The 11,433-nt window shown below is 68.2% G+C and carries 13 protein-coding genes and 2 tRNA genes; 3 read left to right on the top strand and 12 right to left on the bottom strand.

Translation table 11 applies throughout. From position 1 onward, the window contains the following. Positions 1–146 precede the first annotated feature (146 nt). Positions 147–371, top strand: a complete 225-nt coding sequence (locus OG598_RS33490) for a hypothetical protein (RefSeq protein WP_328652494.1) — start codon at positions 147–149, stop codon at positions 369–371. A 3-nt stretch (positions 372–374) separates the two neighbouring features. Here the strand turns inward: OG598_RS33490 and OG598_RS33485 are convergent, their stop codons facing one another. From OG598_RS33485 to OG598_RS33460, 6 genes are all read right to left on the bottom strand, one after another. Continuing rightward, positions 375–1,172 carry a carbon-nitrogen hydrolase family protein gene (locus OG598_RS33485; protein WP_328652493.1) on the bottom strand — a complete coding sequence of 266 codons (798 nt, stop codon included), beginning with the start codon at positions 1,170–1,172 and terminating at the stop codon, positions 375–377. A 141-nt stretch (positions 1,173–1,313) separates the two neighbouring features. Continuing rightward, positions 1,314–2,609 carry an ATP-dependent Clp protease ATP-binding subunit ClpX gene (gene clpX / locus OG598_RS33480; protein ID WP_112676080.1) on the bottom strand — a complete coding sequence of 432 codons (1,296 nt, stop codon included), beginning with the start codon at positions 2,607–2,609 and terminating at the stop codon, positions 1,314–1,316. Between the two features lie 209 nt (positions 2,610–2,818). Continuing rightward, positions 2,819–3,481 carry an ATP-dependent Clp protease proteolytic subunit gene (locus OG598_RS33475; protein WP_030333536.1) on the bottom strand — a complete coding sequence of 221 codons (663 nt, stop codon included), beginning with the start codon at positions 3,479–3,481 and terminating at the stop codon, positions 2,819–2,821. A 10-nt stretch (positions 3,482–3,491) separates the two neighbouring features. Next, positions 3,492–4,133, bottom strand: a complete 642-nt coding sequence (locus tag OG598_RS33470) for an ATP-dependent Clp protease proteolytic subunit (RefSeq protein WP_007464111.1) — start codon at positions 4,131–4,133, stop codon at positions 3,492–3,494. Positions 4,134–4,382: 249 nt separating this feature from the next. Further along, positions 4,383–5,729, bottom strand: a complete 1,347-nt coding sequence (gene tig, locus OG598_RS33465) for a trigger factor (protein WP_328652492.1) — start codon at positions 5,727–5,729, stop codon at positions 4,383–4,385. Positions 5,730–5,867: 138 nt separating this feature from the next. Continuing rightward, positions 5,868–5,941 (bottom strand) — tRNA-Pro (locus OG598_RS33460). Positions 5,942–6,261: 320 nt separating this feature from the next. Here OG598_RS33460 and OG598_RS33455 point away from each other — a divergent pair. Further along, positions 6,262–6,335, top strand: a tRNA-Gly gene (locus OG598_RS33455). Between the two features lie 362 nt (positions 6,336–6,697). On the opposite strand, the gene OG598_RS33450 is transcribed toward OG598_RS33455, so the two are convergent. The 3 genes from OG598_RS33450 to OG598_RS33440 all read right to left on the bottom strand — a co-directional run bounded on the left by OG598_RS33450 (position 6,698) and on the right by OG598_RS33440 (position 8,505). Further along, on the bottom strand, positions 6,698–7,069 hold the full coding sequence (locus OG598_RS33450) for a hypothetical protein (protein WP_328652491.1): 372 nt from the start codon (positions 7,067–7,069) through the stop codon (positions 6,698–6,700). Between the two features lie 309 nt (positions 7,070–7,378). Further along, on the bottom strand, positions 7,379–7,819 hold the full coding sequence (locus OG598_RS33445; RefSeq protein WP_328652486.1) for a hypothetical protein: 441 nt from the start codon (positions 7,817–7,819) through the stop codon (positions 7,379–7,381). A gap of 59 nt (positions 7,820–7,878) precedes the next feature. Then, a complete protein-coding gene (locus OG598_RS33440) occupies positions 7,879–8,505 on the bottom strand; it encodes a DUF4304 domain-containing protein (protein WP_328652485.1) in 627 nt (208 codons plus the stop codon). A gap of 159 nt (positions 8,506–8,664) precedes the next feature. On the opposite strand from OG598_RS33440, the gene OG598_RS33435 reads away from it, so the two are divergent. Then, a complete protein-coding gene (locus OG598_RS33435; RefSeq protein WP_328652490.1) occupies positions 8,665–9,057 on the top strand; it encodes a hypothetical protein in 393 nt (130 codons plus the stop codon). Positions 9,058–9,154: 97 nt separating this feature from the next. On the opposite strand, the gene OG598_RS33430 is transcribed toward OG598_RS33435, so the two are convergent. From OG598_RS33430 to OG598_RS33420, 3 genes are all read right to left on the bottom strand, one after another. Continuing rightward, on the bottom strand, positions 9,155–9,985 hold the full coding sequence (locus OG598_RS33430) for a hypothetical protein (protein WP_328652489.1): 831 nt from the start codon (positions 9,983–9,985) through the stop codon (positions 9,155–9,157). Next, a complete protein-coding gene (locus OG598_RS33425; protein WP_328652488.1) occupies positions 9,982–10,491 on the bottom strand; it encodes a SigE family RNA polymerase sigma factor in 510 nt (169 codons plus the stop codon). Before OG598_RS33425 ends, OG598_RS33430 begins: the two co-directional genes overlap by 4 nt. A gap of 161 nt (positions 10,492–10,652) precedes the next feature. Continuing rightward, positions 10,653–11,423, bottom strand: a complete 771-nt coding sequence (locus OG598_RS33420) for a hypothetical protein (protein ID WP_328652487.1) — start codon at positions 11,421–11,423, stop codon at positions 10,653–10,655. Between the last annotated feature and the right edge of the window lie 10 nt (positions 11,424–11,433).

Genomic DNA, 11,433 nt, shown 5'->3' with positions numbered 1-11,433 from the left:
GACGGCCCGGAGAAGGCAAATCAGGGTTCATCACTGGTTCGGACGAACAGCACCCGCCAGTCCCCGGCGAAGCCGAGAACGCGAGCGCGTCGACTCCCTGGCGCAGCCGGGGACGTGGGCCGCCTCGACGTGCCAGAGTGTCAGTCATGGATGAGTCCGGGCACGGTGCCACTGTGTTCGCCGAGGAGGCGCTGCTCGGCCTCATCGGGCCGTTCTGGCAGGTGGTGATCGGCGCGGTCGTGCTGGTCGTACTTGTGCTCTCGGTGGGACGACTGGCCCGACGGGGGAGGTCCCGGATGACCACGGCGCTGCTGGTCACCGCCGTGGCCATCGCCGGGTTCGCGGTGATCGGCGTCCTGCTGGAGGGCTGAGGGTCAGAGCCGGCGGTTGGCCAGGCTGGGCAGCTCGGCGCGGATCGTGTCGAGCCGGGCCAGGTCCAGGTCGACGACGGAGATCCCCGGACCGTCCGGCACCTGGCCGATGACAGTCCCCCACGGGTCGACCACCATGCTGCGGCCGAAGCAGGTGCGGCCTGGCTCGTGGTCGCCGGTCTGACCGGCCGCCGCCACGAAACACTGGTTCTCGATAGCCCTGGCCCGCAGCAGGACCTCCCAGTGGTCCCGGCCGGTGTGCATCATGAACGCGGCCGGAACCACCAGCAGCTGCGCGCCGCCGTCGGACGCGAGCAGCCGGTACAGCTCCGGGAAGCGCAGGTCGTAGCAGATCGACAGGCCGACCCGCAGCCCCTCGACGTCGACCACCACCGGTTGGGCCCCGGGCGCGACACTCGCCGACTCCCGGTAGGAGACCCGACCGGGGATCTCCACGTCGTACAGGTGGATCTTGCGATAGCTCGCGGCCAGACTGCCGGCACGGTCGAAGACCAGCGAGGTGTTCCAGGTGTGGTCCGGGTCCGGGCCGGCCTCGTGGAACGAGCCGGCCACCAACCAGATCCCGAGCCGCCTGGCGACGCCGGCGAAGAAGCTGCCCACCTCACCGTCGACCGGCTCCGGTTCGGGCAGCCCCGCGGCAGGACCCAGGTAGTCCACGTACTCCGGAAGGACGGCGAGATCCGCGCCGCCGGCGGCGGCGCGCTCCAGTAGGGCCTCCGCGGCCGCCAGATTGGCCTTACGGTCGTCCCGGGCGTTCAGCTGGCAGACGGCGACACGCATGACCAAAGGGTACGGCTGGAGGGCCGCTCACGGACAGCGTCACCGTCTGGCCGACACGGGGGTGGTGGTGACGGACCAACGGCGCCGAACACGATCACGCCGGCCGCTCAGTATCGAACGGCCGGCGTGACGCGGAAAGGATCAGGCGGACTTCTCTTCGCGGTCGCGCCGAGCCCGGCGCCCGGTGAACTCACGCGGCACGATCGTCGGGTTGACGTTCTCCAGGACAACCTCGCGGGTGATCAGCACGCGGGCGGCGTCGGGGTTGCTCGGCACCTCGTACATCGCGGAGAGCAGAACCTCCTCGATGATGGCCCGCAGACCACGAGCGCCGGTGCCGCGCAGCATCGCCTGATCGGCGATGGCTTCCAGCGCCGGCTCGTCGAACTCGAGCTCGACACCGTCCAGCTCGAACAGGCGCTGGTATTGCCGGACCAGGGCGTTGCGCGGCTCGGTGAGGATCCGAACGAGGGCGCTGCGGTCGAGGCTGCGAACGTTGGTGATCACCGGCAGCCGGCCGACGAACTCGGGGATCAGCCCGAACTTGAGCATGTCCTCCGGCATGACCTGGCTGAAGATGTCGTCGGTCGACCGATCGGAGACCGACCGGAGACGGGCGCCGAAGCCGGTGCCGCCCTGCCCGGTGCGGGATTCGATGATCTGGTCGAGGCCGGCGAACGCGCCACCACAGATGAACAGCACGTTGGTGGTGTCGATCTGGATGAACTCCTGGTGTGGGTGCTTACGGCCACCCTGCGGCGGCACGTTGGCCACAGTGCCCTCGAGCATCTTGAGCAGGGCCTGCTGCACACCCTCACCGGAGACGTCCCGGGTGATCGACGGATTCTCCGACTTGCGGGCGATCTTGTCGACCTCGTCGATGTAGATGATGCCGGTCTCGGCGCGCTTGATGTCGTAGTCGGCGGCCTGGATCAGCTTGAGGAGGATGTTCTCGACGTCCTCCCCCACGTAGCCCGCCTCGGTCAGCGCGGTGGCGTCGGCGATGGCGAACGGGACGTTCAACATCCGGGCGAGGGTCTGCGCCAGGTGAGTCTTGCCGCACCCCGTCGGGCCCAGCAGCAGGATGTTCGACTTGGCCAGCTCGACGGCGTCACTGCCGGAGCCCGGCGCGCCAGCCGCCTCGGCCTGGATCCGCTTGTAGTGGTTGTAGACCGCTACGGCGAGCGCCTTCTTGGCCTGATCCTGACCCACGACGTAGGTGTCGAGGAACTGGCAGATCTCCATCGGCTTGGGAAGCTCTTCCCACTTCACCTCGCCGGACTCGGCCAACTCCTCTTCGATGATCTCGTTGCAGAGATCGATGCACTCGTCGCAGATGTAGACCCCTGGGCCCGCGATGAGCTTCTTGACCTGCTTCTGCGACTTGCCGCAGAAGGAGCATTTCAGTAGGTCGCCGCCGTCACCGATCCGTGCCACCTACGTTCTCCCTGCACTCATCGGCCGGAGACCCGGCCCTGACCTGCGGACGTTGCGCGCCGTCCGGCTTAGTTCGCGCCGCCGGCCGAACCGGCGAAGCGGTACGGACCCGACGTTACCCGCTGGCGGGGCATTCTCCGACCCCCAAAACGGGTGTGTCAGAGGTCGGCCGGGAACGGAGCCCCGGCCAACCTCTGACCCGGTACAGCTCAGCGGGCGGCGTTGGCCGCCAGCAGACCCTTCTTGCGGCTGGTCAGGATCGTGTCGACCAGCCCGTACTCCTTGGACTCCTCGGCCGTCATGATCTTGTCACGGTCGATGTCCTTGCGAACCTGCTCGATCGGGCGGTTGCAGTGGCGGGACAGCATGTCCTCCAGCTGCGTACGCATCCGCAGGATCTCCCGGGCCTGGATCTCGATGTCCGAGCCCTGCCCGTAGCCGCCCTCGGTGGCCGGCTGGTGGATGATGATCCGCGAGTTCGGCAGGGCCATCCGCTTACCCGGAGTGCCCGCCGAGAGCAGCACCGCCGCAGCGCTCGCCGCCTGCCCGAGGCAGACCGTCGAGATGTCCGGACGGACGTACTGCATGGTGTCGTAGATCGCCGTCATGGCGGTGAACGAACCACCCGGCGAGTTGATGTACATGATGATGTCGCGGTCCGGGTCGGTGCCCTCGAGCGTCAGCAGCTGGGCCATCACGTCGTTGGCCGACGCGTCGTCCACCTGGACGCCGAGGAAGATGATCCGGTCCTCGAAGAGCTTGTTGTACGGGTTCGACTCCTTGACCCCGTACGACGTGCGCTCGACGAACGACGGCAGCACGTAGCGGTTGTGCACGGCCGCGAACTGGGGCGGCAGGCTCAGATCGGTCATCGTCAGCTCCTCAGCTCAGGGTCCCGGCGCCATCCGGAACCTGTGCGGCCCCGATGATCACCTTGTCGATGAAGCCGTAGTCCATGGCCTCCTGGGCGGTGAACCAACGGTCCCGGTCCGAGTCGGCCTCGATCTGCGACTGGCTCTGGCCGGTGTGGTGCGCGACCCGCTCCTGGAACATCCGCTTCGTGTAGAGCATCTGCTCCGCCTGGATGGCGATGTCGGACGCCGTTCCGCCCAGACCACCGGACGGCTGGTGCATCATGATCCGTGCGTGGGGCAGGGCGTACCGCTTGCCCTTGGTGCCCGCGCAGAGCAGCAGCTGGCCCATCGAGGCAGCCATACCCATCGCCACGGTCGACACGTCGTTGTCGATGAACTGCATGGTGTCGTAGATCGCCATGCCGGAGTAGACCGAGCCACCCGGCGAGTTGATCCACAGGTTGATGTCGCGGTCCGGGTCCTCCGCGGCGAGCAGCAGCAGCTGCGCGCAGATGCGGTTGGCGACCTGGTCGGTCACCTCACTGCCCAGGAAGATGATGCGTTCCTTGAGCAACCGGTTGTAGACCGAGTCGTCGAGGTTGCCAATGGAGTCGCCACCGCGCGCGTCAATCGCCCGGAGCGACTTCTTGGGGATGTGCATGTCGGTCATGGCAGCCCTTCGCTCTCCGTACCGTCTTTCCCGACACTAACCGCTGTGCGGGGCGGCAGAGTCCCGGTCGGGGCAGTGTTCGCTCTCAGCGCAGCTGTGTCGGGCGTACCCGCGGCGCGGGCTTCCGGGCGTACCCGGCAGTGCTTGCTGCCCGGGCGTACCCGGCAGTGCTTGCTGCCCGGGCATTACCCGGAAAGGGAAACGGCCGCCGTCCGCCGCTCAGCGGCGGACGGCGGCCGCACCCGACGATCAGTGGTCGTGGTTGTGCTCCGCCTCGTTGGCGGCACGCAGGGCGTCGAGGGTGATCCCGTTGCCGGCCGAGTCCTTGATCGTGATCTTCTCCATGACGGCCGCGAGCGCCTTGCCCCGCCGCACGTCGCCGAAGACCGCGGCGGCCGCGCCGGAGCGCACCAGCTGGTCGTAGTACTGCTGCGGGGCCATCCCGGCGCGCTGCGCCCGGTGCACGATCTCGTGCCCGAACTCGTCGTCGGAGACCTGCACGTCCTCCGCGTCGGCGAGCGTGTCCAGCAGGAGCTGGACCTTGACGCCCTCGGTCGCCGCCTCGGTCAGCTCGGCGTCGATCTGCTCCTCGGTCTTGTCCTCGGCCGCGAGGTACTCCTCCATCGAGGCGCCGATCCGCTCCAGCTGGTCGACCATGGCCTGCTTGCGGCTCTCGACCTCCTCGCGGACGACACCCTCCGGGGCCGGGATCTCGGCGGCCGCGACCAGCTCGGCCAGGGCCTTGTCCCGAGCGGCGTAGATCTGCTCGACCTGCTTGCCCTGGGTGACCCGGGATCGCAGGTCGCCGCGCAGCTCCTCGATCGTGTCGAACTCGCTCGCCATCTGGGCGAACTCGTCGTTCAGCTCCGGCAGCTCCTTCTCCTTGACCGTGCGCACGGTCACCGCCACGTCGGCGTCCCGGCCGGCGAAGTCGCCGCCGACCAGCTGGGTGGTGAAGGTGGTGTCGTCACCGGCGGCGAGGCCGACCACTGCCTCGTCCAGGCCCGGCAGGAGCTGCTTGCTGCCCACCTCGTGGGAGATGTTGCTCGCCTGGCCGCCCGGCACGTCCTCGCCGTCGACGGTGGCGTTCAGGTCGATCTGGACGTAGTCGCCCTCGGCGGCGGCCCGCTCGACGGTCTTGAGGGTCGCGAAACGCTCCCGCAGGTTCTTCACCTGCTCGTCGATCTCGCTCTCGTCGATCTGCAGCTCGTCGACGGTCACCTCGATGGTGCTCGCGTCCGGGATGGTGATCTCCGGGCGGACGTCGACCTCGGCCGTGAAGTTCAGCGAGTCACCGTCGTTGAACTCGGTGATCTCGACCTCCGGGCGCCCCAGCGTCTTCAGGTCGTGCTCGCGCACCGCGGCGAGGATGTTCTCCGGGATGGCCTCCTGGACCGCCTCGTTGAGAACGGTGCCCCGGCCCACCCGCTGGTCGATCACCGCGGTCGGCACCTTGCCCCGGCGGAAGCCCGGAACCTGGACCTGCGAACCGATCTCCCGGTACGCCTTCTTGAGGCTCGGCTCGAGCTCGACGAACGGCACCTCGATGGCGAGCCGCACGCGCGTCGGGCTCAGAGTCTCGACGGTGCTCTTCACAGGCGTACTCCTTGACGGATCTCAGTTGAGTCTGGGCGTGATTCAGCCCATCGAGTGTAGGCGAGCCGGCCTGACGCTCCGGCATCGCCCGGGGACCGCACTGGGCGGCACCCGGGGCGGCCCGGCCGCGGACGACAGTCGGGGTGGCGGGATTTGAACCCACGGCCCCTCGCTCCCAAAGCGAGTGCGCTACCAAGCTGCGCCACACCCCGTGGCGACGTGCAGTCTATGCCGTCGCCACGCCTCAGTCGGTGCCGGGGCATCCCCCACCCGGACACATCACCCCAAATTACCATTTCGCTCCGCCCTCGTGCCGCCAAGATCCGCCGGGCGGCTCCAAGATCCGCGCAACTTCACGGATGCAGTGGCCTCGGCGCAGGGCGCGGCCACTACATGCCGGATGTTGTGCTGATCTTGAGTCGCTGTGCCGCCGGGTAGCGGACGACGCGGCACCGCGGGGCGGCGACGCGGTTACGCGTCGGGCCTCGACATTGGGTACGCTGTAGGCGCGTCCTGTTTCGGCGGGATGCACGCGGGCGTAGCTCAATGGTAGAGCTTCAGTCTTCCAAACTGACTACGCGAGTTCGATTCTCGTCGCCCGCTCCAGGCACGAAGGCCCAGGTTGACCGCACGATCGCGGCACCTGGGCCTTCCGCATCTCCCCCACCCTCGATCTTGCGTGCCATCCGCGCCATCCGCGTGCCATTCACGGGCTGCGGACTTGGGCGGCCCGAATTCCAGACGGTCCCTCAGCGCCGCCAGCTCGCGAGGCACCCGCACGGTCGCCGCGTCCAGTCGACATCGCAGCGGCGCAGGGCAGCCAGCTCCCGCCACCGCAGACCCGAGAGCGCCGCGAAGCGGGCCGGCATGGCGTCGGCCAGGGCTGGACCTGAGCGATCGGCGGATCTTCTAGCCTTCCACCCGCGCGACTGACGCCGATAACGACGCCGTCCGACCGATGGGGACTGCTAGAAGACGCGATGCAGGCCGGCGGAGCTGGCGTCAGACGGCGTGCCACTGTTGTGCTCGATCATGTGGCGAATAAACCCGGGAGCAAGGTCAGGTCGGCAGTAGGAGGTGGTGTCGAGGCCAGCGGGACCCACGAATCGGAAGTCCACCTGATGATCTACGACCCGGACTGCTTCCTGCCACCACGTTGCCAATGGATCGGCGAGCTCGATGAGTGACGACAGTTGCGGCCCGGTGAACCACAGGACGTTGCCCGACCGATGTACCTCGATGCCGCGGCTCTGCACCAAGGGCGCCAGCGCAAACAGGAGATCCGTAGGGTCGATCGCCTCCCCCTGCGAAAAGACGCTCACACCGAAACCGACACGCATGTTGCGCAGCGTAGTCGCTCGCCGGGTCCATTGGTCACATCGCGAAACTGTGGAACGTGAAGCGATGCCGCGGCGCCAGTAGAACCATCCGTAGCGCCGAGCCGGAAGACCCAGCCGTTGGAGGCCCGACGCGAGGCGACGGGACGTGCAGGTCATTCTCGTCGCCCGATCCACGCACGAAGGCCCAGGTGGACCACATGGTCGCGGCACCTGGGCCTCTCGCACCTCCCCATTGTGGTGCGGCGCAGTTGGCCGACCCGGCGAACGAAATCCTGAGAGACTTTCCCGCCAAGCGGGATCAGCTGCCCTCTAGGACGTTTCGGCGTAGCTCCGAGTCGCACGGATGATCGACGCCGTGACATCGTCGGCGCGGGTGTGCCTACCGGTCCATTTGGCAAGGTTGGACTTCTGGACTGCCCAGGCGACCACACGCTCGTTCGTCGAGGTCGTGATGGTCATGCCGCCGTAACCCGCATCCACCGTCGCCACGTCGCGCAGAGCGATGCGGTGGGAGACGTTGGGATTCTGCACGATCACCTCGGTGTCCGTGAGGATCACGGCCGGACGCCAGGCGAACCTCCACCAACTCAGCAGCGCACCGACGACGGCAAGAGCGCTCGCGAGCACGGAGCCAAGAGCCAGCCACGACAACAGGCCGACCAGAGGGACCAGAGCGAGTACGCCGAATCGACCGAGCGATGAGACCCTCCAGATCTGCGGCGCGAGTGGGGTGCCGACATGCTGTGTCATCGTCGTACTGTCCTTCCTGCCATGCCTCGGCCGGCCAAAGATGGCCCTGGCGCGGGACGTCACCCCGAGCCTTCGGCCCTGGATCTGCTGTTCGCGTAGGTCCAGATGTTCTGGATCATCGCCGACTTGTGCGTGTGGGCCGGCCGCTCAGTGAACAGCAACAGTTCAAGCTCCGGCGACGGCCCCTGCTCCGCCAGCAGCCAGGCCCGTACCCGCCAGCCGCCGGCCCCGAGGAACTCCCGGCGGTCGGCGACCGCGAGGAACGCCTCGCGGTCCAGCAGCGGCAGCAGTTCCCTCAGTGTCTCGTCCAGCCGCCGGCGCACCTGCTCCGACACCTCGGCTCCGGTGGCCTCGTCGGCGATCCGCCACTGGTCACCACCGGAGAAGGTGGTGAATCCCACGCGGTGCTTCCAGATGCCGTACAGCGGCCGAGGTTGCTCGGACTCGGGCAGGCGGTAGCGCTGCCGGGCAGCCTCCCACGCCGGTGCCAGCACCAGACCCACATTGATGTAGAAGATCTTCTCGGTCGGGCTGGAGTGATCCGACATCTGAAGCTCGATGACGAGCGCGTCGCCCGCCGCCGAATACCGACGGAAGACGCGACCCTTCCCCTGTTCGAAGCCGTACCCGGCCAGTTGCTCCGCAAGGCCCTTCACGAAGTCGTTGAACAACGTTTGCAGGGACATTGACATGGTCCTTTCAACTGGCCGGGACGGCAACGAGCAGAAGCGGCCCGGTCCTTCGACTACTGCGCGGCTGACAGCCGGCCAGCCGGGGCACCAGACGTTCGATGTTCGCCGATACGGCTCCTGTGCAGGCGATGGCGGACGGCCGAGACTGTAGCGATGTCATCCGTTGGGGTGGGCGCCCCTCGCAGGCAGGTCGTCACTGCCGCCCTGCTCATCGTCGTCGGTGTGCTGGTCCTCTTCGTCCCGGCCGGTGACGAGGGCAGGGTTCTCGTGCCCATCAGCGAGGGTCACGGGCTGTCCGCCGTGGACGGGGTCGGCGCAGCGCTGCTGACGGCGGGCGGCACCTGGCTGGAGGTGCTGGTGATACGACGCCTGCCGTACCTCGCCCTGCCGCCGCGGGCCCTGTTCGCACTCGGCCTGCTGGCCGGTCTCGGCGTGGGGCTCGTGGTCGCCTCGGCCTTCTCGGGATTCTTCTGGTGGTGGGCTGTGGGCGCTGCCACGCTGGGCATTGCCCTCCTCGTCCTGGTGCCCCTCACGGCGCGCCGCTGAGAGAGATGCGCCGCGCCCCTGGCGCGCACAGGGCAAGGCCCAGGTGGACCGCACGGTGGCGGCACCTGGACCCACTCGGCGAGGCCGAGTCGCCGTGTCACTTCAGATGAAACCGTTCGTCGACAGCGAGAGCCGCCAACTGCGGCACGGAGAACGGCAGCTTCGTCAACGCCGGCCGGCTCTCGTCCAGCCGCACGCCCTGCGCCACGAAGACCACCACACCGTCCGGGTGCCGGTACGCCGACCACTGGTCGAGCCGATCGTCGCCGATCGGTCGGACCACCACGCCGACCCGCGAAGCTCCGACGGTCTCGACCTGGCACTCACCCCGCATGCCCCAGAATTTCTGGGCCAGGTCGCACGGCTCGGTCGGCAGTTGGTTGCCGGCGGCGTGCACCTCGACGATCACGCGACCGGTGCCCTTGCCCTGCGCCACGGCCACCGAGGACGAGTAACTCCACACGTCGACGCCGTCCACCTTGTCCTCGAACTGCGCCTGGTGGGTCCGCAGCGTCCGCTCCTCGGCGGACTGGCTCGACGGGTCCTCCGGCGTGGTGTAACCGGAAGGTATGACCGAGACAGCCTCGCTGAGCAGGTGAGCTCCCTGCTCGTACCTGGACCCGGCCCGCGCGGTCCGGTCCTCCTGCGGTTGCCCGTCCGGCCCGGTCGGCCACGGCTCCTTGGTGTCCGGAGAAGCAAGTGGCCCCTGCCCCGCCGGTTGGTAGACGTGGCCGCCCGGGGTGGCGACGGCCGCGAAGCCGATGACGGCCAGCACGACAGCCGCCGATCCGAGGGACGCCCACAGCGCGCGTCGACGGAAGTGCGTCCGCCGTGCCGCGCCGAGCGCGGCTGTCGTACTCAATGGTGGTGGTGGGGTTGTCCCCGCCATCTCGCTGCGCAGCCCCTCGCGCAACTCCTGCTCGTTCATCGCTCCCCCATCTCGATCCCGCTGTAGGTGGGGGTCAGAAGGCCGCGCAACGTGTCGAGCCCTCGTGCCGCTTGGCTCTTCACCGTTCCTGGAGAACACTCCAGCAGCGCCGCGACGTCCTCGATCGACAGGTCCTCCCAGTACCGCAGAACCAGCACGGCCCGCTGACGCGGCGCCACCCGGGCCAGCGCCTGCAGCAGCACCAGTCGGCTCTCCGGCGAGTCGGGCGGGGCCACCTGCTCGGCGTCCTCGCCACCCACCCGTTCACGCCGCCACCAGCCGCGGCGGCGCTCGTCGAGGAAGGTCCGGATCAGGATCCGGCGTACGTAGCTGTCGAGCACCTCGTGCCGGGAGATCCGGTTCCAGACCCGGTAGAGCTTGACGAACGTGGTCTGGACCAGGTCTTCGGCACGGTGCCAGTCGCCGCACAGCAGGTACGCGGTGCCGCGCATGGCACCGGAGCGTGCCGCGAAGTACTCGGCGAACGCCTCGTCGCGATCGCTCATTCAGGCCTCCGATCCCCGTTTCGAGATAGTCACGCGGGGTCCGGCCCGGAGGGTTGCTCCGGAACTCGCGCAGATCTCACAGGGATCAACGCGTCATTCACGCCCGCGCCATCCCGCCGGGGCGGTGACCGCACCCGGCGGGATGGCCAACAGGTCGATTCTCAGGAGATGGCGGTGAGGCTCTGAGCCGCGAGCACGCTGAGCTGCTTGGTCACCCGCTCAGCGGTGGCAGTGTCCAAGGCGAGCGTCTGGATCCGCGAAACGAGCGCACCCCGGGCCAACAGCAAGGTGCAGATATGGGTCGGCACCGACCGGTCCGCTCCATCGATCACCTCGCAGTACATCAGCTGCCCATCCAGACCAGGCAGGCGAGGAAGCTGCGTCTCACCGAGAACGCGATAACGATCCTCGCGATCACGATAGGTGCCACAACCAAGCTTGCCGCGAACCTGCTCGACGGCCTCCGCAGCCGATGTCACACCCCACGCGCCGGCCAGCTGCATGACCCGCAGATCCGGCGCCTCCCACTCACGCTGCTGCCCGAAAGCAGTGCCGTAGACGCCGTTTCCTTGACGCATCCCACAGACGGTCGAGAGGACGTCGTCGGCGTAGGGCGACTGCTGAGGCACAACCTTCAGGCCGTCGACATCCAGCGTCGGCGCGATCAGCACCCTGCCGACTTGGTCCTCAAGCTCAGGGTCCATGTCGAAGACCGGCTGCAACCCCTCGGCGACCGGATCGATGGTGTACCCGCCGGCCGGCGGCCCACTCCGGCCGGCTCCCGGCGGCGTGCCGGAGCCGCCCCCGCAGGCCGCAGTGAGGACGAGCCCCACCGCGGCCACCAGTGTGAGCAATGACCGACCGAACCCGGTCACCAACGCTGCCGGTACGGCTCGGTCACGACTGCGCTTTTCGGCGAACCGGCTTTCCACACCACGTCCT

The sequence above is a fragment of the Micromonospora sp. NBC_00330 genome, from assembly GCF_036136635.1.
GTDB lineage: Bacteria > Actinomycetota > Actinomycetes > Mycobacteriales > Micromonosporaceae > Micromonospora > Micromonospora salmantinae.
Note: the sequence above shows the minus strand (reverse complement) of the source record. Positions and strands in the feature narration are given on the sequence as shown.

Excerpts from the sequence above, each read along its gene's own strand:
- OG598_RS33440 (WP_328652485.1), bottom strand. The coding sequence starts at position 8,505 with ATGTCCCTGCAAACGTTGTTCAACGACTTCGTGAAGGGCCTTGCGGAG.
- OG598_RS33435 (WP_328652490.1), top strand. The coding sequence starts at position 8,665 with ATGTCATCCGTTGGGGTGGGCGCCCCTCGCAGGCAGGTCGTCACTGCC.
- OG598_RS33425 (WP_328652488.1), bottom strand. The coding sequence starts at position 10,491 with ATGAGCGATCGCGACGAGGCGTTCGCCGAGTACTTCGCGGCACGCTCC.
- OG598_RS33445 (WP_328652486.1), bottom strand. The coding sequence starts at position 7,819 with ATGACACAGCATGTCGGCACCCCACTCGCGCCGCAGATCTGGAGGGTC.
- OG598_RS33430 (WP_328652489.1), bottom strand. The coding sequence starts at position 9,985 with ATGAACGAGCAGGAGTTGCGCGAGGGGCTGCGCAGCGAGATGGCGGGG.
- OG598_RS33475 (WP_030333536.1), bottom strand. The coding sequence starts at position 3,481 with ATGACCGATCTGAGCCTGCCGCCCCAGTTCGCGGCCGTGCACAACCGC.
- OG598_RS33485 (WP_328652493.1), bottom strand. The coding sequence starts at position 1,172 with ATGCGTGTCGCCGTCTGCCAGCTGAACGCCCGGGACGACCGTAAGGCC.
- OG598_RS33450 (WP_328652491.1), bottom strand. The coding sequence starts at position 7,069 with ATGCGTGTCGGTTTCGGTGTGAGCGTCTTTTCGCAGGGGGAGGCGATC.
- OG598_RS33470 (WP_007464111.1), bottom strand. The coding sequence starts at position 4,133 with ATGACCGACATGCACATCCCCAAGAAGTCGCTCCGGGCGATTGACGCG.
- OG598_RS33490 (WP_328652494.1), top strand. The coding sequence starts at position 147 with ATGGATGAGTCCGGGCACGGTGCCACTGTGTTCGCCGAGGAGGCGCTG.